The 25,589-nt window shown below is 70.5% G+C and carries 21 protein-coding genes; 13 read left to right on the forward strand and 8 right to left on the reverse strand.

Annotated elements, in window-relative coordinates; all coding sequences use genetic code 11:
• The first annotated feature begins 59 nt into the window (after nt 1-59).
• Nucleotides 60-857: an SDR family oxidoreductase gene (locus AC3A6J_RS20595; protein WP_487861840.1), complete on the forward strand. Its 798-nt coding sequence runs from the start codon at nt 60-62 to the stop codon at nt 855-857.
• Here the strand turns inward: AC3A6J_RS20595 and AC3A6J_RS20600 are convergent.
• Nucleotides 841-1,758: a LysR family transcriptional regulator gene (locus AC3A6J_RS20600; RefSeq protein WP_487861841.1), complete on the reverse strand. Its 918-nt coding sequence runs from the start codon at nt 1,756-1,758 to the stop codon at nt 841-843. The genes AC3A6J_RS20595 and AC3A6J_RS20600 overlap by 17 nt on opposite strands.
• 94 nt (nt 1,759-1,852) lie before the next feature.
• Between AC3A6J_RS20600 and AC3A6J_RS20605 the strand changes: the two genes are divergently transcribed.
• Together AC3A6J_RS20605 and AC3A6J_RS20610 are read left to right on the forward strand one after the other, a co-directional pair.
• Nucleotides 1,853-2,863, forward strand: coding sequence for a zinc-binding alcohol dehydrogenase family protein (locus AC3A6J_RS20605; RefSeq protein ID WP_487861842.1), 1,011 nt, complete (start codon nt 1,853-1,855; stop codon nt 2,861-2,863).
• Between the two features lie 19 nt (nt 2,864-2,882).
• Nucleotides 2,883-3,461 carry a GNAT family N-acetyltransferase gene (locus AC3A6J_RS20610; RefSeq protein WP_487861843.1) on the forward strand — a complete coding sequence of 193 codons (579 nt, stop codon included), beginning with the start codon at nt 2,883-2,885 and terminating at the stop codon, nt 3,459-3,461.
• Here the strand turns inward: AC3A6J_RS20610 and AC3A6J_RS20615 are convergent.
• From AC3A6J_RS20615 to AC3A6J_RS20625, 3 genes are all read right to left on the reverse strand, one after another.
• Entirely contained in the window at nt 3,453-4,166 is a 714-nt protein-coding gene (locus AC3A6J_RS20615; protein WP_487861844.1) for a sulfite exporter TauE/SafE family protein, read from the reverse strand. The genes AC3A6J_RS20610 and AC3A6J_RS20615 overlap by 9 nt on opposite strands.
• Nucleotides 4,163-5,587: an amidohydrolase family protein gene (locus AC3A6J_RS20620; protein ID WP_487861845.1), complete on the reverse strand. Its 1,425-nt coding sequence runs from the start codon at nt 5,585-5,587 to the stop codon at nt 4,163-4,165. The genes AC3A6J_RS20615 and AC3A6J_RS20620 overlap by 4 nt, the downstream gene beginning before the upstream one ends.
• Before the next feature lie 141 nt (nt 5,588-5,728).
• A complete protein-coding gene (locus tag AC3A6J_RS20625; RefSeq protein WP_487861897.1) occupies nt 5,729-7,066 on the reverse strand; it encodes a uracil-xanthine permease family protein in 1,338 nt (445 codons plus the stop codon).
• A gap of 217 nt (nt 7,067-7,283) precedes the next feature.
• Between AC3A6J_RS20625 and AC3A6J_RS20630 the strand changes: the two genes are divergently transcribed.
• On the forward strand, nt 7,284-8,336 hold the full coding sequence (locus AC3A6J_RS20630; RefSeq protein WP_487861846.1) for a LacI family DNA-binding transcriptional regulator: 1,053 nt from the start codon (nt 7,284-7,286) through the stop codon (nt 8,334-8,336).
• Here AC3A6J_RS20630 and AC3A6J_RS20635 read toward each other — a convergent pair.
• Nucleotides 8,333-9,694, reverse strand: coding sequence for a PQQ-dependent sugar dehydrogenase (locus AC3A6J_RS20635; protein WP_487861847.1), 1,362 nt, complete (start codon nt 9,692-9,694; stop codon nt 8,333-8,335). The genes AC3A6J_RS20630 and AC3A6J_RS20635 overlap by 4 nt on opposite strands.
• Nucleotides 9,695-9,830: 136 nt before the next feature.
• Here AC3A6J_RS20635 and AC3A6J_RS20640 point away from each other — a divergent pair, with 136 nt between their 5' ends.
• The 5 genes from AC3A6J_RS20640 to priA all read left to right on the forward strand — a co-directional run bounded on the left by AC3A6J_RS20640 (nt 9,831) and on the right by priA (nt 17,484).
• Nucleotides 9,831-10,580 carry an alanyl-tRNA editing protein gene (locus tag AC3A6J_RS20640; protein WP_487861898.1) on the forward strand — a complete coding sequence of 250 codons (750 nt, stop codon included), beginning with the start codon at nt 9,831-9,833 and terminating at the stop codon, nt 10,578-10,580.
• A 66-nt stretch (nt 10,581-10,646) separates the two neighbouring features.
• On the forward strand, nt 10,647-12,887 hold the full coding sequence (locus AC3A6J_RS20645; protein ID WP_487861848.1) for a protein-disulfide reductase DsbD family protein: 2,241 nt from the start codon (nt 10,647-10,649) through the stop codon (nt 12,885-12,887).
• A gap of 185 nt (nt 12,888-13,072) precedes the next feature.
• On the forward strand, nt 13,073-13,765 hold the full coding sequence (locus AC3A6J_RS20650) for a thioredoxin family protein (protein WP_487861849.1): 693 nt from the start codon (nt 13,073-13,075) through the stop codon (nt 13,763-13,765).
• Between the two features lie 46 nt (nt 13,766-13,811).
• Entirely contained in the window at nt 13,812-14,921 is a 1,110-nt protein-coding gene (gene hemE, locus AC3A6J_RS20655; protein WP_487861850.1) for a uroporphyrinogen decarboxylase, read from the forward strand.
• 439 nt (nt 14,922-15,360) lie between these two features.
• Nucleotides 15,361-17,484 (forward strand): replication restart helicase PriA, encoded by a 2,124-nt coding sequence (gene priA, locus AC3A6J_RS20660; protein WP_487861851.1) that lies wholly within the window; start codon nt 15,361-15,363, stop codon nt 17,482-17,484.
• 7 nt (nt 17,485-17,491) lie between these two features.
• Here the strand turns inward: priA and AC3A6J_RS20665 are convergent, their stop codons facing one another.
• Entirely contained in the window at nt 17,492-17,689 is a 198-nt protein-coding gene (locus tag AC3A6J_RS20665) for a hypothetical protein (protein ID WP_487861852.1), read from the reverse strand.
• A 121-nt stretch (nt 17,690-17,810) separates the two neighbouring features.
• Nucleotides 17,811-18,827 (reverse strand): AEC family transporter, encoded by a 1,017-nt coding sequence (locus tag AC3A6J_RS20670; protein ID WP_487861853.1) that lies wholly within the window; start codon nt 18,825-18,827, stop codon nt 17,811-17,813.
• A gap of 126 nt (nt 18,828-18,953) precedes the next feature.
• On the opposite strand from AC3A6J_RS20670, the gene AC3A6J_RS20675 reads away from it, so the two are divergent.
• Genes AC3A6J_RS20675 through nadE form a run of 4 tightly spaced genes read left to right on the forward strand, consistent with a single transcriptional unit; the run spans nt 18,954 to nt 23,558 of the window.
• Nucleotides 18,954-21,059, forward strand: a complete 2,106-nt coding sequence (locus AC3A6J_RS20675; RefSeq protein ID WP_487861854.1) for an ATP-dependent helicase — start codon at nt 18,954-18,956, stop codon at nt 21,057-21,059.
• Nucleotides 21,056-21,499, forward strand: a complete 444-nt coding sequence (locus AC3A6J_RS20680; RefSeq protein WP_487861855.1) for a hypothetical protein — start codon at nt 21,056-21,058, stop codon at nt 21,497-21,499. Before AC3A6J_RS20675 ends, AC3A6J_RS20680 begins: the two co-directional genes overlap by 4 nt.
• Entirely contained in the window at nt 21,496-22,677 is a 1,182-nt protein-coding gene (locus AC3A6J_RS20685; protein ID WP_487861856.1) for a phospholipase A, read from the forward strand. Before AC3A6J_RS20680 ends, AC3A6J_RS20685 begins: the two co-directional genes overlap by 4 nt.
• 29 nt (nt 22,678-22,706) lie before the next feature.
• Nucleotides 22,707-23,558, forward strand: coding sequence for an NAD(+) synthase (nadE, locus tag AC3A6J_RS20690; RefSeq protein ID WP_487861857.1), 852 nt, complete (start codon nt 22,707-22,709; stop codon nt 23,556-23,558).
• A gap of 6 nt (nt 23,559-23,564) precedes the next feature.
• Here nadE and AC3A6J_RS20695 read toward each other — a convergent pair whose 3' ends face one another.
• Entirely contained in the window at nt 23,565-25,493 is a 1,929-nt protein-coding gene (locus AC3A6J_RS20695) for a hybrid sensor histidine kinase/response regulator (protein ID WP_487861858.1), read from the reverse strand.
• Nucleotides 25,494-25,589: the final 96 nt, after the last annotated feature.

Genomic DNA, 25,589 nt, shown 5'->3' on the forward strand with positions numbered 1-25,589 from the left:
ATCTCGCGGTGGTGATTCAATCGCCCGGCATTCCTCGCAATTTCTCAAGGACCGACGCCATGGATCTCCAGCTACAGGACCAGCACGTTCTCATCACCGGCGGCAGCAAGGGCATCGGCCTGGCCTGCGCACTGGGCTTCCTGCGCGAGGGGGCGCGCGTGAGCCTGGTGTCGCGCGACCCGCAGAATCTCGAAAAGGGCCGCAGGACGCTGGGCGACGGCTTCGCGCAGGCCGAGGGCCGCATCTCGGTGCATGCGGCCGACCTCAAGGACCCGCAAGGCGCCATGGCCGCGCTCGACGCCGCCGAGCAGGCCTTCGGTCCGGTCGACGTGCTCGTCAACTCGGCCGGCGCCGCGCGCCGCACGCCACCCGACGAGCTCGACGCCGACGCGTGGCATGCCGCGATGGACGCCAAGTACTTCACTTACATCCACATGATCGACCCGGTCGTGAAGCGCATGGGCCGGCGTGGCCGCGGCGCGATCGTCAACGTGATCGGCCAGGGCGGCAAGGTCGCCAGCCCCGTGCACATGGCCGGCGGCGCGGCCAATGCGGCGCTGATGCTCGTGAGCGCCGGCATGGCCGCGGCCTACGCGGCCAAGGGCGTGCGCGTGAATGCGGTGAACCCCGGCCTGACGCTGACCGAGCGCCTGCAGGAGGGCATGAAGGCCGACGCCAGGCTGCAGGGCATCGACAGCGACGAAGCGCTGCAGCGCGCCACGGGCCGGCTGCCGCTCGGCCGCATCGCGACGCCCGAGGAGATCGCCAATGCGGTGGTCTTTCTCGCTTCGCCGAAGGCGAGCTACATCACGGGCGCGATCCTCGCGATGGACGGGGCCGTCACGCCGATGATCTGACGGGCGGCAGCGCCTCGAACTTCAGCGCGAGAAAGTCGACCAGCGCCCGCACGCGCGCCGGCACGAAGCGCCCGCTCGGCAGCAGCGCATGCAGCGGATAGGGCTCGGTGCCCCAGTCGGGCAGCAGGTGCACCAGCCGGCCGCTTGCGATGTCGTCACGCACGTCGAGCGCCGACTTCAGCGTGATGCCGCGCCCCGCCACGGCCCATTCGCGCGCGAGCGAGGCATCGTCGGCGCTGCGGTCGCCCTTCACGCGCACCTCGGCCCACTGCCCGTTCTGCACGAAGCGCCAGATCCGATGGCGGCGCCCGCCGCGGTCGAAGGTCAGGCAGTTGTGGTGCACCAGGTCGTGCGGCGTCGCCGGCGCGCCATGGCGCCGAAGGTAGTCGGGCGAAGCGGTCAGCAGCGGGCTGGTCTGGGCAAAGGGCCGCGCCACCAGCCGCGAATCGGCCAGCGTGCCGTAACGCAGCGCCACGTCGACCTCGTCGCGCATCACGTCGAGCAGCCGGTCGCCGACCGACAGCGAGAGCTGCAGCCCCGGGTGCAGCGCAAGGAATTCGTCGAACCAGGCCAGCAGCGTGCTGCGCGTGAGGTCGGACGGCGCGGCCACGCGCAAAGTGCCGACCAGCTCGCCGCGGTCGGCCGTGACCAGCGACTCGCCCTCGTCGAGCAGCTCGAAGGCGCGCACCGCATAGTCGAGCAGCGTCTGGCCCTGCGGCGTGAGCCGCATGGCGCGCGTCGAGCGCTCGAACAGGCGCGCGCCGAGCTGCGTCTCGAGCCGCTTGAGCGTGGCGCTGGCCGCCGCGGGCGTCATGCCGAGCGCATGGGCGGCGGCGGTGAGCGTGCCGCCGCGCGCGGTCTGCACGAGCACCTGCAAGTCCGACAGATTTTCAATCTTCATTTGAAAGTGTTGGTGGTTCGACACTGCTTATCAAAGCAGGATTGCGATCCTACAGTCGAGGCATCGTTTGTTCACGCACAAAAAAGGTCCTCCCATGAAAGCCATCGGCTACCACCAACCCCTTCCCATCGATCATCCCGACGCCCTGCAGGACATCGAACTGCCCGCACCCGTGCCGGGCCCGCGCGACCTGCTGGTGCGCGTGGCGGCCGTGTCGGTCAACCCCGTTGACACCAAGGTCCGCAAGAACAGCGCGCCCGAGGCAGGCCGGGCCAAAGTGCTCGGCTGGGACGCCGCCGGCACCGTCGAGGCCGTCGGCGCGCAGGTGAAGAACTTCCAGCCCGGCGACCGCGTGTATTACGCGGGCTCGATCGTGCGGCCCGGCGCCAATTCGGAGCTGCACACGGTGGACGAACGCATCGTCGCCCTCGCGCCGAAGAGCCTCGACGACGCCCAGGCCGCCGCGTTGCCGCTGACCACGATCACCGCCTACGAACTGCTGTTCGACCGCCTGCGCGTGCCAAAGGGCGGCGGTGCCGGCCAGACGCTGCTGGTCACGGGCGGCGCCGGCGGCGTGGGGTCGATCCTGATCCAGCTGGCGCGCCAGCTGACGCAGCTGCGCGTGGTCGCCACCGCCTCGCGCACCGAGACCCGCGCCTGGTGCCTGGCGCTCGGCGCCCATGCCGTCATCGACCATTCGAAGCCGCTCGCCGCGGAGCTGCAGGCCGCGGGCATCGGCCAGGTCGACATGGTCGCGAGCCTGACCCAGACCGAGCAGCACTACGCGCAGCTCATCGAAAGCCTCAAGCCCCAGGGCCAGCTCGCGGTGATCGACGACATGAAGCTGCTCGACGCGATGCCGCTCAAGACCAAGTCGATCTCGTTGCACTGGGAAATGATGTTCGCGCGCTCGCGCTTCGAGACCCCCGACATGGCCGCGCAGGGTGCGCTGCTGGCCGAGGTGGCCGCGCTGGTCGACGCGGGCCGCATCCGCACCACGGCGAATGCGAGCTTCGGCACCATCAACGCGGCCAACCTGAAGAAGGCGCATGCGCTGATCGAAAGCGGCAAGGCGCAGGGCAAGGTGGTGCTGGCCGGGTTCTGAGCTGCGCACAATCGGCCGCATGGCCGAGCTCACCCGACCCCCCATCATCGAATTCGACACCGAGCGGCTGCGGCTGCGCCAATGGCGGGAGAGCGACCTCGCGCCGTTCGCTGCCATGGCGGCCGATCCGCAGGTAATGGCCTTCCTGTTGCCGCTGCCCACGCGCGCCGACAGCGATGCGATGGCCGCGCGCGTCGCGGCGCGCATCGCCGAGCAGGGCTGGGGTTTCTGGGCCCTCGAACAAAAAGCCACGGGCGAATTCATCGGCTTCACCGGCCTCAACCGGCCGCTGGCGACGCTGCCATTCTCACCCTGCGTCGAGATCGGCTGGCGGCTGGCGCGCCATGCCTGGGGCCAGGGCTTCGCAAGCGAAGCCGCGCGCGGCGCACTGCAGGTGGGCTTCGATCGCCTGGGCTTCGAAGAGATCGTCGCCTTCACGGCCGCCGGCAATGTCCGCTCGGCCGCGGTGATGGAACGCATCGGCATGCACGAAGACCGGGCCGGCGCCTTCGACCACCCCGGCGTGCCCGAAGGCCATGCGCTGCGCCGCCACCGGCTCTACCGCATCGCGCGCGCGGGGCGCATCGCCTCAGACTGAGTGCAGCAGCAACGCGGCGCCCGAGACGATCGCGAACACCTGCACGAAGATCCGCAGCAAGCGGCCATTGATCCGCCGGTGCACCATGCGGCTGAGCACCGCGCCGACGACGAGTGCGGGCAACAGCAGCGCCGCCGCCTCGAGCTGCGCACCGTCGATGCGGTCCATCGCCATCAGCGTGGCCAGCGACACCAGTTCGCCGACCAGGAAGCACAGCGCGATGGTCGACCGCATCGTGGGCGGCGGCTGGTGCTGGTAGACCAGCGCCAGTGGCGGGCCGCCGATGCCGGTCGCGGTCTCGGTCACGCCGGTGATGAGGCCCGCTGACACGAAAGCGGTGCGGCCCGGCGAGAAGGCCGGCATCATCAAGGTGACCAGTGCCGCCGCGATGGTCGAGATGCCGACGAAGAGCGACAGGTGCGTCGCGCTCAGCGCCGCCAGCACCCAGAGCCCGCCGGCCGTGCCGACCACGCGCCCGCCGCTGATCCAGCCCGCGCCGATGCGGTCGACGGCGCCGCGCTCGCGCCACAGCACGTAGAGGTTGAGCGGCAGCATCAGCACCAGCACGCACACGGGCAGCAGGTCGGGCCGCACGATGCCGATCACCGGCGCGGCGATCAACGCAAAGCCCACGCCGGTCGCGCCCTGCACGAAGGCGGCGAACAGCACGGCAAGCGAAACGAGGACGAGATGCTGCGTGCTCACTGTGGATTCCGTCCCATGCCGGCAGCCGCCGCCAGGCGCCGGTGCTCGGCCGCCGGCGGATGCAGGCGCACGATGGGCGCGCGGTCCATGGCCGCATGGGCCACGCGCGCCAGCTCCCGCTGCAGCGCGCGCGCGTCCCAGTCGGGCGGCCAGCCTTCCCACAGGCGCAGGCGCCCGTCGACGAACACGGCCGTGATCTGGTCGCGGTTGCCCAGGCGCACGAGGTCCCAGGTCAGGTCGACGGAGGTGCACATCTCGGGCGTGTCGACATCGACGACCAGGAAATCGGCCGCCTTGCCGACGGCGATCTCGCCGGTCAGGTGGCCCAGGCCGACTGCGCGCGCGCCTTCGTGCGTCGCATGGTCGAACCAGGTCCAGCCGCCGCCGCTCGACGCATCGCCGATCGCCATGCCGAACGCCAGCTTCTGCGCCGCCTCGGCCGCGTCCATCAGCCGGAAGGCGTCGCTGCGCGTGGCATCGGTGCCCAGCCCGAAGCGGATGCCCAGGGCGGCCATCAGGTTGGCCGGTGCCACGGCGTTGCCCTTCCACTGGCTCGCGACCGGGTTGTAGCTCACGGCGGTGTCGGTGTCGCGCAGCAGCATGAGCTCGGCGGGCGTGACCAGCGTGCCGTGCGCGATGAGCACCTGCGGCCCGAGCGCGCCCAGCTGCGCCAGCAGTTCGAGCGGGCGCCGGCCGCGCTGCACCACCGAGCGCTCGACCGAGGCGAGGTGTTCGTTCACGTGGGTCTGGAACACGGTGCTGGCTTCGGCGCACAGGGCCGACACCGCCACCAGCATCTCGTCGGAGGCGGCCTCGGGCACCGAGATCGCGAGCGAGGGATGCACCAGCGGCGCATCGGACCAGCGCTGCAGGAACTGCGCGGCCTGCGCGCGGATCGCCTGCCGGTCGGCCGCGCTGCTGTCGTTGCCGCCGTCGTTGCAGATCAGGCCCAGCACGCAGCGCAGCCCGGCCTCCTGCACGGCAGTGGCCACGGCGCCGATATCGCCCGGCGCGCGCGTGCCCGCATCGCACACGGTGGTGAAGCCGCCGCGCAGCGACTCGAGCGCCGCGAGCTTGGACGCCATGTAGACGAACTCGTCGTCCAGGCTGGCCTCGAGCGGCACCCACACGCGCCGGAAGATCTCGGACGGCTCGCCATAGGCCAGTGACTTGCCGAAGGACTGCGTGAGATGGTGGTGTGCGTCGATCATGCCGGGCATCAGCAGCTTGCCGGGCAGGCGCAGCGGCGTGAGCTGCGGGTGGCGCGCGATGAGCGCGTCGGCGGGGCCGACGTCGCGGAAGCGGCCGCCTTCGATGCGCACGGCATGGCCGGTCGTCGGGCCCTCGCGCAGCATCAGGTGGTCGGGAACGAGCAACAGCTCGTCGGCCGCGAAGAGCGCGGCGTCGAGTTCAGGAGACATGGTGGGGAAGAGGCAGTAACGGAAAAATTAAAAGGCCCGATGCCAGGGCACCCGTGGAACCGGCTCTGCCGGGCCGCCGGGTGCGCCCCTTGAGGGGGAGTCGAGCGACACGAAGTGCGCGAGGGACGGGGTGGGTTCATCTCAGCGCGGCGCGGGCGCTTCCGCGGGGCTTTCGACGCCGTCGGCATGCACGCGGTTGAACACCATGTTGAGCACCACTGCCGTCAGCGAGCCCATCGCCAGGCCATTGCCGAGCACCAGCTGCAGCGTGTCGGGAAAGCGGCTGTACAGGCCCGGCACCAGGATCGGCAGCAGCCCCATGGTCAGCGCGCCGGCCAGCACGAACATGTTGCCGCGCTCGTGCAGGTCGACCTTGCGCAGCATGTCGATGCCCATGGTGCCGATGATCGCGAACACCACCATCGCGGTGCCGCCGACCACGGCCGAGGGAATGGCGGCGGCCAGCCGGCCGAGCGGCGCCGACAGCGCGATGAGGATCAGGATCACGCCCGCAGCCGCCGTCACGTAGCGCGAACGCACGTTGGTGGCACGCACGATGCCGATGTTCTCGCCGCTGGTGATGATCATCGAGGTGCCGAAGAACCCGCCCGCGAGCGACACCACGGCGTCGCCGCGGATGGTGCGCGGCACCACGTCGCGCGCATCGATCTTGCGGCCCACCACGTCGGCCACCGCCACCGTCTGCCCGGTGGCCTCGACCATCGAGATGATGCTGAAGATCAGGAGCGGCACGGCCGCCACGATGTCGAAGCGCGGCATGCCGAACGGCAGCAATGTCGGCGCGCTCCAGATGGGCCCCGTCGCCACGGCGCTGGCATCCATCAGCCCGAAGGCGGCCGCCAGCAGCGTGCCTGCCAAGAGCCCGAGCAGCACCGCGAGCTGGCCGAGCGTGCCCTTGAACACCCGTGCGAACAGCACGGTGAAGCCGATGGTCGCGAGCGCCAGGCCGATGTTCACCGGGTCGGCGAAGGTGGCCGTGCCCGCCTTGCCCGCGATGATGCCGCCGTAGACCTTCACGAGGTTGACCGACACCAGCAGCAGCAAGGTGCCGATCACGATCTTCGGAAAGTAGCGCAGGCAGCGCGCGAACACCGGCAGCACCAGAAAGTAGAACAGCGCCGTGAGGATCACCGCGCCCGAGGCGGTCTGCAGGTCGCGCTGCTGGGCGATAGTCACGAACATCACGATCGGTGCACCGCCGGGCACCATCACGAAGGGCAGCCGGGCGCCGAACTTCCACGGCCCGAACGACTGCAGCAGCGTGCCGATGCCGCACAGCAGGAAGGTGGCGCTGATCAGGTTCACCGTCAGCGCCGCGTCGAGGCCGAGCGCCTTGGCCACCAGGAACACCGAGGTGATCGGCACGGCCGCCATCACCAGCACGTGCTGCAGGCCGAACAGCAGCAATTGGGACAACGGCAGCATCGCATCCACAGGGGCTGGGGTGGCAGGGACCATGGCGGCCGGAGCGGCCGCGGGCGCGGGCGCGGCGGAAAGCACAGCAGAGGCATCGGGAACACGGGACATGACGGAATCCTTGAACCTGGACCGCGCCCAAATCGATTTGGGCACACTGGCAAAAAAAGCCGCCGAAGCGGGTGAAGTACATTCCGGTGGCAACGCGCCCCAAAACGATTTGGGAATTGAATCACCGCTTTTTGAAAAGGTCAACGGGATGAATACCCATCCATCGCCGCGCGCCAACATCAAGGACGTGGCGCGCGAAGCGGGCGTGTCGCCGACGACCGTTTCGCACGCGCTCAATGCGCGCGGCCAGGTCGACGCGGAAACGCGGGCGCGCGTCGAGCAGGCGGCGCTGAAGCTCGGCTACCGGCCCAACCGCAATGCGCAGCGGCTGCGCACCGGCGAGGCGCACATGATCGTGCTGCTGTCGTCGATGCCGTTCGCGGTGGCGGGCGGGCCGTCGCGGCTCGGCTTTTTGATGGAGGTGGCGGCCGTCGCGGCGGCCGAGGCACTCGACCGCCGGCTGGCGCTGGTGCTGGCGCCGCCGATGGAGAACGGGCGCGTGCCGATGGAGCTGCTCGATGTGGACGGCGCACTGGTCATCGAGCCCTCGGCGGGCGACCCGAACCTGGCTTACCTGCAGCGGCGTGGCCTGCCGGTGGTGGCCATCGGCAAGCCGGCCGCCGGCGATGCCGAGGACGACAGCGCGCCGGCATTGCCGCCCTACGTCGACATCCATTCGGGCCGCACCACGGCGCTGCTGCTCGACCACCTGCACGCGCAGGGCGCACGCAAGGTCGCGATGATCCTGGGTTCGGCGCAGCGCAACTCGTACCTCGAGGGCCGCGCGGCGTACCTGGCGTTCGCCGCCGCGCAGGGGCAGGTGCCGCTGCTGTCGCTGGTCGACGAGGCCGAAGGCGAGAACGGCGGCCGCGAGGCCGCGCTGGCGCTGCTCGCGGCCGATCCCGACATCGATGCCTTCTGCGTGCCGGTGGACGCCTTCGCCACGGGCACGGTCGAGGCGGTGCTGGCGTCCGGCCGGCGCATTCCCGACGACGTGATGGTCGTCACGCGCTACGACGGCCTGCGCGCGCGCACCTGCGTGCCGCCGCTCACGGCCGTGGACCTGCACCTGGACCAGGTGGCGCAGCAGGCCATCGCGCTGCTGTTCGACCACCTGCGCGGCGACACCGGCCGGCGCCGGGTCGAGGGGCCCGAGGCGCAGCTGGTGCCGCGCCTGTCATCGGCACGCCGCCAGCGCTAGTTGCCGCGCGACACGCGCCACACCGTGTTGCCCACGTCGTCGGCCACCAGCAGCGCGCCGCCCTTGTCGAGCGCCACGCCCACGGGCCGGCCCTGCGCCTTCTCGTCGGCCGACAGAAAGCCCGTGAGCACGTCGACCGGCGGCCCGCTCGGCTTGCCGTCGGCGAAGGGCACGAACACCACCTTGTAGCCCGACTTCGGCTGGCGGTTCCAGGAGCCGTGCTCGCCGATGAAGGCGCCGCTCGCGAACGCAGGCGGCATGCCGCGCGCGTCGGAGAACACCAACCCGAGCGGGGCCACGTGCGAGCCGAGCGCATAGTCGGGCACGATGGCCTTGGCGACCATCTCGGGGTTCGGCGGCTCGACGCGCACGTCGACGTTGGCGCCGAAGTAGCTCCACGGCCAGCCGTAGAAGGCGCCGTCCTTCACCGAGGTCAGGTAGTCGGGCACGAGGTCGCTGCCGATCTCGTCGCGCTCGTTGACCACGGTCCAAAGCGCCTTCGTCGAAGGCTCCCACGCCAGCCCGTTGGGGTTGCGCAGGCCGGTCGCGAAGAGCCGCTTCTCGCCCGTCTTCGCATCGACCTCCCAGATCGCCGCGCGGCCCTCTTCGGCGTCCAGCCCGTTCTCGCCGATGTTGCTGTTCGAGCCGACCGTGACGTAGAGCTTGGTGCCCTCGCCGTTGGCGATCACGTTCTTGGTCCAGTGGTGGTTGATGCCCGCGGGCAGCGGCGTCACCTCGGTGGGCGTGCCGCCGGCGGCGGTCTGGCCCTCGGTGTAGGGCACCTTCACGAGCGCGTCGGCATTGGCGATGAAGAGTTCACTGCCCACCAGCGCCATGCCGAAGGGCGACTTGAGGTTCGACAAGAACACCTGCCGCACCTCGGCCGCGCCGTCGCCGTCGGCATCGCGCAGCAGCGTGATGCGGTTCGGGCTCGGCACGTTGGCGCCCGCGCGGCCCATGACCTTTCCCATCACCCACTTGCGGATTTTGTCCATCGGGCCCCCGGCATCGCTGCCTTCGGGCTTGGGCGGCTTGTTGCTTTCGGCCACCAGTACGTCGCCGTTGGGCAGCGTGTAGACCCAGCGCGGATGCTCGAGCCCGCGCGCGAACGCGGCGACACGCAGGCCGGCGGCGGGCTTGGGGGCGGCGGTGTCGGTCCAGCCGATCGCCTCGGCCACGTTGACGGTGGGAATCAGCGTCTTGTTGGGCTCCGCCAGCTTCGGCTGCGCGCCGACGGTGGCTTCGGGCGGCAGCTTGGCGGCCTCGCCGCAGCCGGCCAGTGCCAGCACCGCGGCCAGCGAAGCCACGCAGGCGGGGGCGAGGGCGATGTTCTTCGGTAGCTTTTTCGTCATGCGCATACGCGATCCTCGGTTGTCTCGGCACCATGGCCGCATGCCGCCCGATCATGCGGACGACTTCGCCGCCGGCTGTCGGCCGTGGGCGCTTTCTGGCGTGGGCGCACCCCATGCGCGCATCGCCGCTACCATCGGCCGCATGACCGACGACCTGTTCCGCGCCGACGCCTACCTGCGCGCCTGCGACGCCCGCATCCTGCGCATCGACGAGGCCGGCATCGTGCTCGACCGCACCGTGTTCTACCCCCTGGGCGGCGGGCAGGCTGGCGACGCCGGCGTGCTGGTGCTGGCCGACGGCCGCGAACTCGCGATCGCCGACACCCGCAAGGGCAAGGACGCGGAGGGCCAGCCCACGCGCGAGATCGTCCACGTGCCCGCGCCGGAACAGGCCGGCCTGCTGGCCGCGCTGAAGCCCGGCGACACGGTGACCGCCCGCCTCGACTGGGCGCGCCGCCACCGGCTGATGCGCTTCCACACAGCGAGCCACCTGCTCTGCCACCTCGTGCCGGTGCCGGTGAACGGCTGCTCGATCACGCCCGACTACGCGCGCATCGACTTCCACATGACCGACCCGCTCGACAAGGAAGCGCTGACCGCCGGCCTCGCACGGCTCGTGGCCGCGGCGCATCCGCTCGCCGTGGGGGCCATCACCGACGCCGAACTCGACGCCAACCCGGCGCTGGTCAAGAGCATGAGCGTGCAGCCGCCGCGCGGCACCGGCACGGTGCGCACCATCCGCATCGGCGGAGAGGCCGAGGCGCAGATCGATTTCCAGCCCTGCGGCGGCACGCACGTGGCAAACACCGCCGAGATCGGCGCGGTGGTGGTGACCAAGATCGAGAAGAAGAGCGCCAACAGCCGCCGCGTGGTGCTGGGCTGGGCCGCATGACGCTGAAACCGCCACCCGGCGCCGGTCTCCGGAACTTCGCACCCCCGGCCCGCTCCGACTGACGGCATGATCCTTCCCCGTTTCTTCCGTTCCGCTGCATTCCTGATCGCGGCAGCCGCAGCCTGGCTGCCGGCCGCGGCGCAGCTGGCATCCAACCCCGGCCCCGTCGTCACCACCCCGCACGTGCGTGCCGAACTGGTCGCGCATGCGCCCGACGGCGTGTCGCCCGGCGCGCCGGTCTGGGTCGGGCTGCAGATCACGCACCAGCCCGAGTGGCACACCTACTGGAAGAACGCCGGCGATTCGGGCCTGCCCACCGAACTGAACTGGACCTTGCCGGCCGGCGTCTCGGCCGGTGACATCGCCTGGCCGGTGCCGCGCAAGATCCCGATCGGCACGCTGGCCAACTACGGCTACGAAGGCACGGTGTTGCTGCCGGTGCCGCTCGAGGTGGCCAGCACCTTCCAGCCGCCGCTGGCCTTCGGCAGCCAGGCGCAGGCCATGGACATCCGGCTCAAGGCCAGCTGGCTGGTCTGCCGCAAGGAGTGCATTCCCGAGGAAGGCGAGTTCAGCGTGGCGCTGCCGCTGCGCGGCTCGACCGCGCTGAACAAGCCCGCGTTCGATGCCGCCCGCGCCGCCGAGCCGCGGCCTCTGGCCCAACAGGGTGCCGTCGAGGTCCGCGGCAACAGCCTGCAAGTGCGCCTCGAAGGCCTGCCCGCCGCGGTGCGGGGCAAGACGCTGGCGTTCTTTCCCGAGACGCCCGAGCTGATCCACACCGCCGCGGTCGAGGGCAAGGACTGGACCCAGCGCTGGCAGGACGATGGCAGCTGGACCGCGACCGTGCCGCTCGCCGAGCAGCGCAGCGCAAGCCCCTCGACGCTGCCGCTGGTGGTGGCGCTCGCCGAGTCCGACCGCACGGCGGGCCAGCCCGTCGCCTGGCGCACCGAGGCCCCCGTCAGCGGCAGTTGGCCTGCGGCGGTCGCGCCGCGCGCCGAGGTTTCGCCGGCGCTTCAGGCCGCGCTCGCCGCCAACGCGGCCGACGCGGCATCCCGCAGCAGTACGGTCGCGGCACCGACCGGCCCGGCGCCGCAGCCCGCCGCCACGTTCGCGGTCGCGCTGCTCGGCGCGCTGCTCGGCGGCCTGCTGCTGAACCTCATGCCCTGCGTGTTCCCGATCCTGGCCATCAAGGTGCTGGGCTTCACGCGGCAGGCCGGCAACCGCAGCGCGCACCGCACCGCGGGCCTGGCCTACACCGCGGGCGTGATGCTCTCGTTCCTGGCGCTCGGCGGCGCGATGCTGGCGCTGCGCGCCGCGGGCGCCCAGCTCGGCTGGGGCTTCCAGCTGCAGTCGCCGGCCGTGGTGGCGGCGCTGGCCGCGCTGTTCACGCTGCTCGGGCTCAACCTCGCGGGCGTGTTCGAGTTCGGCCATGTCGCGCCGTCGTCGCTGTGCACGGCCCAGGCCAGGCACCCGGTCATGAACGACTTTCTCTCGGGCGTGCTGGCCGTGGTGGTCGCTTCGCCGTGCACCGCGCCCTTCATGGGGGCCTCGCTCGGCTTTGCGATCGGCCTGCCGGCGGCGCAGGCGCTGCTGCTGTTCGCGGTGCTGGGCCTGGGCCTGGCGCTGCCGTACCTGGTGGCGGGTTTCGTGCCGGCCGTGGCGCGGCTGCTGCCGGCGCCCGGCCCCTGGATGGACACGCTGCGCCGGCTGCTCGCGTTTCCGATGTTCGCCACCGTGGCCTGGCTGGTCTGGGTGCTGGGGCAGCAAAGCGGCATCGACGGCGCCGGCACGCTGCTCGCGCTGCTGGTGTGCCTGGCAGCGGTCGTCTGGGCGCTCACGCTGCGCGGCCGCACTCGGATGGTGATCGCCACGGTGCTCGTCGCCCTGACGGCCGCACTCGCCGCGGCGATCGGACCCAACGTGCTGCAGACGGTGGAGCCCGCGAAGCAGTTGGCGTCGGCCGGCGAGGGCCAGCGCTGGCAGCCGTGGTCGGCCGATCGCGTGGCGGCGCTCAACGGGGCGGGCCAGCCGGTGTTCATCGACTTCACTGCCGCATGGTGCGTGACCTGCCAGTACAACAAGAAGACCACGCTCGCAGATACCGAGGTGCTGGCCGACTTCGACCGCCGCAACGTGGCGATGCTGCGCGCCGACTGGACGCGCCGCGACCCCGCCATCACGGCCGCGCTGACCGCGCTCGGGCGCAGCGGCGTGCCGCTCTACGTGTTGCAGGCGCCGGGCAGGCCGCCGGTCATCCTGACCGAGATCCTCGGCAAGGACGAAGTGCGCGCCGCACTGGCCGCACTTTGATGACCCGATGCATGATGAAACGCCCCCACGCTCCCCCGCTTCGCGCGGTCCGCTGCCCCCCGAGGGGGCGCGTCAGTGCCTTCGGGCGGCCGGGCGCCACTGACATGGGTTGTCACATGCACATGAGCAAAGCGCTCTAAGCTGTCGCCGTCGTTTCGTTTTTTCAAATGGAGTTCAAGCTGGCCATGTCCCCTTCGCCATCGTCCGACTCTCGCTCCCTGCGCGCCGCGCGCCAGGCCCGTGCCGCATTGAGCCGCGCTTCGCGGCGCGCCGTCGTGGCCGCCGCGGTTGCGCTGGGCGCCACCTTCCTGATGGGCAACCACGCCTTCGCCGCGCCCGCCGTGGGCCAGCAGGCGCCCGACTTCGTGGCCGTCGACACCACCGGCAACAAACACAAGCTGTCGGACTTCGCGGGCAAGTTCGTCGTGCTCGAATGGACCAACCCGGGCTGCCCCTTCGTGCGCAAGCACTACGGCAGCGGCAACATGCCCGCCACCCAGAAGTCCGCCACCGACCAGGGCGTGGTCTGGCTGGCCGTGAATTCCACCGAGCGCGCCGCCAGCGACTACCTGCAGCCCGCGGCGCTCGACGCCTGGATGAAGTCGCAGAAGGCCGCGCCGACCGCGGTGCTGATGGACGAGGACGGCGTGATCGGCCAGGCCTACGGTGCGCGCACCACGCCGCACATCTTCATCATCGATCCCAAGGGCATGCTGGTGTATGCGGGCGGCATCGACAGCATCGCGTCGGCACGGCCCGACGACATCAAGACCGCCACGAACTATGTGAACCAGGCGCTCGGCGAGGTCTTCGGCGGCAAGCCGATCTCGACCGCCTCGACGCGGCCCTACGGCTGCTCCGTGAAGTACAAGACCTGATCCGCCCCGGGCGGGCCGGGCCTGCCGCCCCTGCGACAATCGGGGCATGCCTTTCGCCCCATTGCAAAACGATACTTTCCTGCGAGCCTGCTGGCGCCAGGCCACCGACCACACGCCCATCTGGCTCATGCGCCAGGCCGGGCGCTATCTGCCCGAATACGTCGCCACCCGCGCGAAGGCCGGCAGCTTCATGGGGCTGGCGACCAACGTCGACTACGCCACCGAGGTCACGCTGCAGCCGCTCGCGCGCTATCCGCTCGACGCCGCCATCCTTTTTTCGGACATCCTCACCGTGCCCGACGCGATGGGCCTCGGCCTGTCGTTCGAGGCGGGCGAAGGCCCGCGCTTCGCGCGCCCCGTGCGCGACGAAGCCGCCGTGGCGGCGCTCGAGGTGCCCGACCTGCAGAAGCTGCGCTACGTGTTCGATGCCGTGGCCTCGATCCGCAAGGCGCTCGACGGCCGCGTGCCGCTGATCGGCTTCTCGGGCAGCCCCTGGACGCTCGCCTGCTACATGGTCGAGGGCGCGGGCTCGAGCGACTACCGGCTCGTGAAGAGCATGCTCTACGGGCGGCCCGACCTGATGCACCGCGTGCTCGCGGTCAACGCCGACGCCGTGGCCGCCTACCTCAATGCCCAGATCGACGCCGGCGCCCAGGCCGTGATGGTCTTCGACAGCTGGGGCGGCGTGCTCGCCGACGGCGCGTTCCAGGAGTTCAGCCTGGCCTACACCGCGCGCGTGCTCGCCGGGCTGAAGCGCAACGGCGCCGACGGCCAGCCCGTCCCGCGCATCGTCTTCACCAAGGGCGGCGGGCTCTGGCTCGACGCCATGCGCGCGCTCGACTGCGAAGTGCTCGGCGTCGACTGGACCGTCAACCTCTCGGCCGCGCGCCGGCAGGTCGGCGAGGGCAACGACGGCAAGGCCAAGGCCCTGCAGGGCAACATCGACCCCAACGTGCTCTTCGCGCCGCCCGCCCAGATCGAGGCCGAGGTGGCCAAGGTGCTGCAGGCCTTCGGCCAACCGCACGCCGACCGCCGGCAGCCGGGCCCGACGCACATCTTCAACCTGGGCCACGGCATCAGCCAGTTCACGCCGCCCGAGCATGTGTCCGCGCTGGTGCAGGCGGTCCACAGCCAGTCGCGCGCCCTGCGCAAGTAACAATCCCGGAACCACGCGCTCCCAGGCGATGCCGAGGGGCCGCGCGGAACCGCCCGAAAAGCCCGCCCGACGCTGTTTGTCAAGCAAAAAAAGCGGCCGGCGGACCTGACTTATGCACAAAACGCGTGTTGCACTGCGCAAGATTTTTTGGGCCGGCTTCTACTTTGCCTCCAGCGGATAGTGCGTCTAAGTGGTTGATTCATATAGGTTTCGAGTTTTGCTTTTTTTACGGGCATTCCAGCCGGAGCCTTGATCTGCAAGGCTCGGCGACGTGTTGAGCCCGGTTGTCAACAAAGTTATCCACAGAAACTCTGGATGACTGCCAAAGCACTGGAAAATCAATCACTTAAGCAGCATTGCTCCAAGTAGCCTTAACAAACTTACGCAGAGAGAACGGCCTATCTCCAACGCCAGCCCACCCCCGGAGCGGGATTCGACGATGACGACGGCCACGGCGGACGGGCCGCTGCAGTGGCAGGTCGGCATCGCAGTGCAGACGCCGGCGCACAGCGCGCTCGGCGATGTGCTGAGCTACACCAGCGCCGCGCCGCTCGTGCCCGGCACGCTGGTCCGGGTGCCGCTCGGCCGGCGCGAAGTGCTCGGCGTGGTCTGGGAGGCGGCCGCCGCGCGCGACGGCGACAGCGGCATGGCGCTCAAGTCCGTCGGCGCGGCGCTCGACGGGCTGGCGCCGCTCGGCGATGCCTGGCGCGACCTGGTCGGCTTCGCGGCGCGCTACTACCAGCGCTCGATCGGCGAAATCGCACTGGCGGCGCTGCCGCCGCAGTTGCGCGACCTGAGCACCACGCAGCTGGCCCGCCGGCTCAAGCGCCGGAGCGCGGCCGGCCCGGTGGCCAGCACGGCCGAATCCGCCCACCCGGTCGCGCTGAGCGCCGAGCAGGCGACGGCGCTGGCCCGCCTCGCGGAAGGCAGCGGCACCTTCCTGCTGGTCGGCAGCACCGGCAGCGGCAAGACCGAGGTCTACCTGCGCTGCGTGGCCGACCTGCTGGCGGCCGACCCCGCCGCGCAGGCGCTGGTGATGGTGCCCGAGATCAACCTCACGCCTCAGCTCGAGGCCCGCTTCAAGGCCCGCTTCGGCGACGAAGCGGTGGTGTCGATGCACAGCGGCATGACGCATCCGCAGCGGCTCGCGAGCTGGCTCGCGGCGCACGGCGGGGCCGCGCGCATCGTGCTCGGCACGCGCATGGCGGTGTTCGCGTCGATGCCCGGCCTGAAGCTCATCGTCGTCGACGAGGAGCACGACCCGAGCTACAAGCAGCAGGAAGGCGCGCGCTACTCGGCGCGCGACCTCGCCGTATGGCGCGGGCAGCGCGAGGGCGCGAAGGTGATCCTCGGCTCGGCCACGCCCTCGCTCGAGAGCTGGCACCAGAGCCGCCCCGCCGCGGCCGACGACCCGGGCGGGCGCTATGTGCGGCTGGCGATGCCGTCGCGCATCGGCACCGGCGAGCTGCCCGCGGTGCGGCTGGTCGACATGAACCTGCAGCCACCGAAGACCGTGCTCTCGGCCGCGCTGCTCGACGCCATCGGCCAGCGCATTGCGCGCGGCGAGCAGAGCATGGTGTTCCTCAACCGGCGCGGCTATGCGCCGGTGCTGGCCTGCGCGGACTGCGGCTGGAAGAGCGAATGCCCGCACTGCAGCGCCTACCGCGTGTTCCACAAGATCGACCGCACGCTGCGCTGCCACCATTGCGGCTTCACCGAACGCGTGCCGCACGCCTGCCCGTCCTGCGGCAATCCCGACATCGCGCCGGTCGGACGCGGCACCGAGCGGCTCGAGGAGCACCTGGCCGAACTGTTCGCCGCGGTGCGGCGGCCCGACGGCAGCCCTGTCCGCATCGCGCGCATCGACGCCGACAGCACGCGCAAGCAGGGCGCGCTCGAATCGCAGCTCGCGGCCGTGCATGCGGGCGAGGTCGACGTGCTGGTCGGCACGCAGATGATCGCCAAGGGGCACGACTTCCGGCGCATCACGCTGGTGGCAGCCGTGAACCCCGATGGCGCGCTGTTCTCGAGCGACTTCCGCGCGCCCGAGCGGCTGTTCAGCCTGCTGATGCAGTCGGCGGGACGCGCCGGCCGCGACGCCGCCTACCTTGCAGCGCAGGGCAGCACGGCCGAGATGTGGATCCAGACGCACCATGCGCAGCATCCGCTTTTTGCCGCGCTGCGCCGGCACGACTACGCGGCCTTCGCGGCGCAGCAGCTCGAGGAGCGCGCCGCCGCCGCCATGCCGCCATTCGCCTTCCAGGCGCTGCTGCGCGCCGACGCGCGCACGCAGGAAGCCGCGCAGGCCTTCCTGAATGCCGCGAGCGAAGCCGCCGAGGCGCTAGAGGGCGCCGACCGCGTGGTGCGCTACCCCGCAGTGCCGCTCGCGATACAGCGCGTCGCCAATGTGGAAAGGGCGCAGATGCTGATCGAGAGCCCGTCACGCGCCGCGCTGCAGCGCCTGCTCGCGCAATGGCAGCCGCTGCTGCATGCGCTCAGACGCACGCCGCAGGGCAAGGGCGTGATCCGCTGGCTGGTGGACGTCGATCCGCACAGCATCTGAGCGTCCGCTAGTGCTTTCCCATGTCGACGTAGCGCAGTTCGCCGCCGCCGCGGCGCCGAACGATGCTGCCCGGCCAGGCGAACACCACCAGGCTCAAAGCGCCCAGCGCCAGCGCGGTGCCGGCGCCGAGCACCCCGGCATGCCACGCCCATCCGGCAGCGCCGGCCCAGGCCAGCCAAAGCAGGATTCGAACAAGTACGGCCATGTTGCTACCCATTCATCCATTGATTCGCCACCACTCTATCAGCACATTAGCAAACTCAAGTATTCATCCGAAGTGGTAACAACAGCCCGGCCGAATGGCCGACGCGGCGGCGCGGGGCGGCTCAGCGCAGCAGGCTCACCGCGAGCGGAAAGCTGAAGAAGGTGGCGACCGTCGTCCAGAGAATGATCCGCGCGATGCGGCCGTTGTCGGCGCCGAAGCGCTCGGCCAGCATCGACACGTTGCTCGCGCTCGGCAGCGCCGCCACGAGCACGATCACCATCAGCGCCGGCTGCGAGAGCGGCAACCCGAGCGCGACGGCGCCCTGCGCGACCAGCCAGACCAGCACCGGGTGCACGATCAGCTTGACCAGCACCACCGGCGCCACGTCGGCCAGCGGCGCCTCGGCCCGCGGCGCGGACCGCGTGCCCATGGCCGCCGCCACGGCCGCGCTCGCGCCATGCTCGCGCGCCAGCAGCGCCGAGCGCGCCAGCACCGCGCCGATGGTGAAGAGCGCCACCGGCGACGCCGCATCCGCCAGCATGGCCACGGTGCGGTCGACCGGCCCCGGCAGGCGCCACTCCGCGGCCGACAGCAGCACGCCGAGCAGGATCGACCATGGCATCGGATTGACCAGCACCCCGCGCAGCGCCTGCCGCGCCGCCTGCCGGGGCCCGTGGTGCCCGGCACCGGCGCCGTCCAGGCGCGAGAGCGCGATGCACAGCGACGAGGTCACGACCAGGTCGAAGGCGATGGTGATGATCATCGGGCCCGCGGCCTGGGCGCCGAGCAGCGCCATCAGCAGTGGCACGCCCATGAAGCCGGTGTTGGGAAAGGCCGCGACCAGCGCGCCGAAGGAGGCGTCGTTCCAGCCGATGCGGGTGTTGCGCGTGAAGAGCACCACGCCGGCCACCACCGCCAGCGCGCTCACGCCCCAGACCAGTGCCACACTGCCGTCGAGCAATTGCCCGATCGGCGTGTCCGCGCCGAAGCGCAGCAGCATGCACGGCAGTGCGAAATACAGCACGAAGGTGTTGAGGCCTGGAATCGCGTCGAGCGGCAGGATTCTTGCTCGGGCAGCGCCATAGCCTGCCGCGATCAGGGCGAAGAAAGGAAAGGTAACGAGAAAGATCTGCAGCACGGAGGCGATTGTCGCCGCGTCCCGCATGGTGAACTCCGGACGCTGTGGCGGATGGCGCCGGCCCGTATCATTGCCCGCTTTCGCGCCGCCATTCCCGTTGCGGCCTTTCGTCGGTTCCCACGCTCCATGTCCTCCGGTCTCAACCTCGCCCAACAAGAAGCTGTCAACTACATGCACGGCCCCTGCCTCGTGCTGGCGGGGGCGGGCTCGGGCAAGACGCGCGTGATCACGCACAAGATCGGGCGGCTGATCCAGGCCGGGCTCGAACCCAAGCGCATCGCGGCCATCACCTTCACGAACAAGGCTGCGAGCGAAATGCGCGAGCGCGCCAAGGAGCTGATCGGGCGCGACGCGCGGAAGGTGGTGATCTGCACCTTCCACGCGCTCGGCGTGCGCATGATGCGCGAAGACGGCGCCGTGCTCGGGCTGAAGCCGGCGTTCAGCATCCTCGACAGCGACGACGTGACGAAGATCCTCAAGGATGCGGGCGGCACCACCGATGCGGCCACCGCACGCATCTGGCAATGGACCATCAGCAAGTGGAAGAACATGGGCCTGACCGCGGCCCAGGCCGAGGCCGCCGCGGCCGACGACAACGAGCGCATCACCGCGCGCATCATGGGGCGCTACGAAGAGCGGCTCACGGCCTACCAGAGCGTCGACTTCGACGACCTGATCGGCATGCCGCTCAAGCTCCTGCGCGACTTCGATGAAGTGCGCGCCAAGTGGCAGGCCGCGCTGGGCCACATCCTGGTGGACGAATACCAGGACACCAACGCCACGCAGTACGAAGTGCTCAAGGCGCTGGCCGGCGAGCGCGGCCGCTTCACCGCGGTGGGCGACGACGACCAGTCGATCTACGGCTGGCGCGGTGCCACGCTCGACAACCTGCGCCGGCTGCCGGTCGACTACCCGACGCTCAAGGTCATCAAGCTCGAACAGAACTACCGCTCGACCAGCGCGATCCTACGCGCGGCCAACAACGTGATCGGCCCGAACCCGAAGCTGTTCCCGAAGACGCTGTTCTCCGAGCTCGGCGAAGGCGAGCCGGTGCGCATCGTCGATGCCGACTCCGAGGCGCACGAGGCCGAGCGCGCGGTGGCACGCATCGTGAGCCTGCGCGCGGGCGATGCGACCACGCAGGGCAAGCAGTACAAGGAGTTCCGCGACTTCGCGATCCTCTACCGCGCCAACCACCAGGCACGCGTGCTCGAACAGGCGCTGCGCCGCGCGCAGATCCCCTACAAGGTCTCGGGCGGCCAGAGCTTCTTCGACCGCGCCGAGATCAAGGACCTCTGCGGCTGGTTCCGCCTCTGGGTCAACAACGACGACGACCCGGCGTTCCTGCGCGCCATCACCACGCCCAAGCGCGGCATCGGCCACACCACGCTCGCGAGCCTGGGCACATTCGCGAGCCAGTACAAGCTGAGCCTGTTCGCGGCGCTGTTCAGCCCGTCGCTGCCGAGCGTGGTGCCCAAGCGCGCGCTCGATGGCCTGCACGAGTTCGGCCGCTACATCAACGACCTCGAATACCGCGCGCGCCGCACCATGGGCGCCGAGGACTCGCGCACCTTCATGCTCGAGTGGCTCAAGGAGATCGGCTACGAGCAGCACCTCTACGACGGCGAAGACAGCGAGCAGGCCGCGGCCGCGCGCTGGACCAACGTGATGGAGTTCGTCGACTGGATGTCGCTGCGTGCGGGCGGCACGATCGACGACACCTCGGGCGCCGACAGCAACATCGAGACCGAGCGCAAGAGCCTGCTCGAGGTGGCGCAGACCATCTCGCTGCTGTCGACCATCAGCGAGCGCGAGCAGGACCAGAACGTGGTCACGCTCTCGACGCTGCACGCCTCCAAGGGCCTCGAATGGCCGCACGTGATGCTGATCGGCGTGACCGAGGGGCTGCTGCCGTTCAAGCTCGAGGACGACAACGGCCGCCAGCTGAAGGTCAGCGACGAGACACTGCAGCGGCTGCAGGAAGAGCGCCGCCTCATGTACGTGGGCATCACGCGCGCGCAGCGCAGCCTGGCGGTAAGCTGGACCAAGAAGCGCAAGCAAGGCCGCGAGATGGTGCCCTGCGTGCCGAGCCGCTTCATCGCCGAGATGGGCCTGGACAAGGCCACCACGCGCGAGGACCCGCGCGAGAAGCTCAAGGCACTGCGCGCCGAGTTCGCGCGCAAGGCCCAGGACAGCGCAGCGGCCGCCGCGGCCGCTGCCGCCGCGCCATGAAGCCGCAGCGGATGCTTGCGCTGCTGGCCGCGGCCGCACTCGCAGCGGGCTGCGCCGCGCCAGGAGCGCCGCCCGGCTGCCCCGCGACCGCGCGCGAACTGCCGGTCGACGCCCTCTACGGCGATTGGCAGGCCCGCTTCGACGGCCAGGCCGGCACGGCCTCGGTGCGGCTCGACCGCCATCCCGAATACGCCGGCGTGCGCGGCACCGTCACGCGCGCCGACGCCTCGGTGGCCCAGCTCGCGGGCGACGTCGACGACGAAGGCACGCTCGCGATCGACGAATCGCGCGACGGCCGCCGCATCACGGGCGTCTGGTCGGGCACGCTCCGGCCAGCCTCGTGCGGCCGCGAGTTCACCGGCACATGGCGCAACGCCGACGACGACAGCACCCATCCCTTCACGCTCACCAAGACGGAACGGACCGCAGAGAAAAAATGAAACCCCTCCCCCATCGCCACCGCCCCCCCTTCACCGCCGGCCTGCTGCTGGTGCCCGGCCTCTTCGCGGCAACGCTTGCCGGCGCGCAGGCCGTCGACAAGCCGGCGAGCCCGCTCGCCGATGCGCAGCTGACCTGGCAGCAGTGCACCGCGCTCGGCACCAACAACGAGGCGCGCCTGGCCTGCTTCGACCGCTGGGCGCAGCAGCAGACGCTGCCGGCGGTGTCGGTGCCGGTGGCACCGCCGGTGCTGGCCAGCACCCAGCCGGGAACCCCGGTGGATGCCTCGATGCCGGCGACGCGCGTGGTCTCGGTCGCCACCAGCGAGGGCTGCCGCGACCGCCAGTACTCGATCCTGTCGCGCTTCTGGGAGCTCGAGACCGGCAGCGATTGCGGCACCTTCGTGTTCCGCGGCTACCGCCCGCTCAACGTGTCCGCCTCGGCCGCCACCAGCAAGCCCGACGTGCCCACCTCGCCGTCCGAAGGCCACACCGGCACGCCCGTGGCCTACCAGGCCCACGAGATGCGCATCGGCCTGTCGGTGCGCACCAAGCTCGCGCAGGGCCTGCTCACGCAGAACGACCCGGCCCGGAAGGACTCGCTGTGGTTCGCCTACTCGCAGCAGTCGACCTGGCAGCTCTTCAACGGCGAGCTCTCGCGCCCGTTCCGCACCACCGACCACGAACCCGAGCTGATGTACGTGTACCCGCTCGACTTCGCCTTGCCCGGCGGCTGGCGCTGGCGCTATGCGGGCGTGGGCCTGGTGCACCAGTCGAACGGCCAGAGCCTGCCGCTGTCGCGCAGCTGGAACCGCGTCTACCTGATGGGCGGCGCCGAGCTCGGCGACCGCTTCAACATCACGGGACGCATCTGGCAGCGTCTCTCCGAGGGTGCCGAGAAGGACGACAACCCCGACATCTCGAGCTACATCGGCCGCGCCGAGGTCACGGGCCGCTGGAACCTCGACCGCGACAACACGCTCGGCATCACCGTGCGCCACAACCTGCGCGACAGCGGCCGCGGCTCGGTGCGGCTCGAATGGCTCAAGGCCATCGGCGACCCGACCAAGAGCAACCTGCGCTTCCACACGCAGCTGTTCCACGGCTACGGCGATACGCTGGTGGACTACAACCGCCGGCGCACCGTGCTGAGCATCGGCCTGAGCCTGGTGGATTTCTAATCGCTTGCACACAGACGAAGGAGCAGATCATGAGTGATGGCGAACTTGCTGCCGTGGACGCCAGGCAGCGCGAGATCATCGCGGCGCTGAACGTGGCGCCGGTGTTCGATGCCGCGGCCGAAGTCGAGCGGCGCGTGACGTTTCTGGCCGACTACCTGCGCGGCACGGGCCTGAAGGCGCTGGTGCTCGGCATCAGCGGCGGCGTCGATTCGCTGGTCGCGGGCTGCCTCGCACAGCGCGCGGTCGAGCGCCTGCGCACCGAGGGCCATGCGGCCACGTTCATCGCGATGCGCCTGCCCTACGGCGTGCAGAAGGACGAAGCCGAGGCGCAGCGCTCGCTCGCGGTGATCGCGCCCGACCGCACGCTCACGGTCGACATCCGGCCCGCGGCCGACGCCATGCTCGCGGCGGTGAAGGCCGGCGAGCTCGGGTTCCGCGACCCCGGGCACGAGGACTTCGTGCTCGGCAACATCAAGGCGCGCCAGCGCATGATCGCGCAGTTCGCGGTGGCCGGCGCGCACGACGGCATCGTCGTCGGCACCGACCACGCGGCCGAGGCGCTGATGGGCTTCTTCACCAAGTTCGGCGACGGCGCGGCCGACGTGACGCCGCTCAGCGGGCTCAACAAGCGCCGCGTGCGCGCGCTCGCGCAGCAGCTCGGTGCGCCGCAGGAACTGGTCTTCAAGGTGCCCACGGCCGACCTGGAATCGCTGGTGCCGCAGAAGCCCGACGAAGACGCTTTCGGCGTCAGCTACGAGCAGATCGACGATTTCCTCGAAGGCAAGCCCGTGGCGGCCGCGGCGCGCGACATCATCCTGACCACGCACCGCAAGAGCGCACACAAGCGCGCACTGCCGGTCGAGCCGCCGCACCCGGGCTGAGCCCGGCTACCCGCCCGCGCCGCCTGCCTTGGGCGCCAGCAGGCGCTCGAGCAGCGCCGAAAGCCGGTCGACGTCGACCGGCTTCGTCATGTGGGCCTTGAAGCCCACCTCGAGGCTGGTGTCGCGGTCGCTCGCCTGCCCATAGCCGGTGATCGCGATCAGCGCCGGCGGATTGACCAGCTCGGCGCGCAGCCGCCGCGCCACTTCATGGCCGCTCAGGTCGGGCAGGCCGATGTCCAGCAGCACCACGTCGGGGTCCTGCGCCTTCACCGCTTCGATGGCGCTGAGCCCGTCGTGCGCGATGCTCGACCGGTAGCCCAGTGCCTCCAGCAGCAGCGCCATGGTCTCCGCGGCGTCCTTGTTGTCGTCCACCACCAGCACCCGCTGCTCGCCCACGGGCCGCGGCTCGGATTCGAGCGTGGTCGCCGGAGCGGGCGTGGCGGGGAACTGCACCACGAACTCGCTGCCCTCGCCGGCCCGGCCGGTGCTGAACGCGCTGACGCGCCCGCCGTGCAGCGTGACCAGCTGCTGCACCAGGCTGAGCCCCAGGCCCAGACCGCCCTGCGACCGGGCCATGTCCTGCTCGCCCTGCACGAACAGGTCGAAGATGCGCTGCAGGTCCTTGGGCTGGATGCCCGGGCCGTCGTCGCGCACGCTGATGTCGGCATCGCTCCCGGCCTGGGTCAGCGACACATGGATGTTGCCGCCGCTCTGGGTGAACTTGGCCGCGTTGTGGATCAGGTTGCTCACGATCTGGATCACGCGCGCGCTGTCGCCGGCGATCCACGGGTCGGCCTCGCCGCGGGGGAAATGCAGGGTCTGCGACTTGCTCGTGATCAGCGGCCGCACCGCCTCGATGGCCTGCGCGACAGCGTCGCGCAGCCGGAGCGGCTTGCTCTCGAGATGGACCTTGCCGCTGGTGATGCGCCCCACGTCGAGCAGGTCGTCGACGAGGCGGGTCATCTGGCGCAGCTGCCGCCCGATGATGTCGCGGGTGTGGAGCACCACGGCCGATTCGGTCTTCTCACGCTTGAGCAGTTCGAGCGCGTTCGAGATCGGCGCGAGCGGGTTGCGCAGTTCGTGCCCGAGCATCGCGAGAAAGTTCGTGACGCGCCGCCCTTCATCCTCGAGCGCGGTCACGCGGCGCCGCTCGGTCAGGTCGCGCGTGACCTTGGCGAAGCCGCGATGCCGGCCGCTCGCGTCGTGCAGCGCGGTGATCACCACGCTGGCCCAGAAGCGGCTGCCGTCCTTGCGCACGCGCCAGCCCTCGTCCTCGAAGCGGCCGTCGCGCAGCGCATTTCGCAATTCGAGTTCAGGCCAGCCGGTGGCAGCGACTTCGGGCGGATAGAACTTGGAGAAATGCTGACCGATGATCTCCGCGGCCTCGTAGCCCTTGTTCTTCTGCGCGCCGAGGTTCCAGCTCACGACGTGGCCGCCCGGGTCGAGCATGAAGATCGCATAGTCCTTCACGCCCTCCACCAGCAGCCGAAAGCGCTCCTCGCTCAGGCGCAGCATCTCGTCCTGCCGGCGGCGCTCGCTCAGGTCGCGGCAGATCAACGAGAAGCCGCGCACCTCGCCGTTGCTGCCGTTCATGCGCGTGATGACGACGCTGGCCCAGAAGCGCGTGCCGTCCTTGCGCAGGCGCCAGCCTTCCTGCTCGACGCGGCCGGCCTCGCGCGCGGTCTCGAGTTCTTGCTCGGGCAGATTCTGGTCGAGCATCTCGCTCGGGTAGATGAGCGAGAAATGGCGTCCGAGCACCTCGGGCGCCTCGTAGCCGTTAAGCAGGCGGGCGCCGTCGTTCCAGCTGATGACGATGCCGCCGGGGTCCAGCACGGCGATGGCATAGTCGACGACCGTATCGACCATCAGCCGGAAGTCGGCGTCGGTCAGAGTGCGTTGGCTCAAGGGGGCACTCCCGCCGCCGAAATCCGTCATTGCGCTTTCTCCTCCAGGGTCCGTGCGTCGGGGCGACAGGCATCCTGCTCGCCATCGTGCAACGGTGGCGTCAATTTAGGCAGGCACCGATGCTTT

The sequence above is a fragment of the Variovorax sp. Soil_C_39 genome (genome assembly GCF_057656815.1).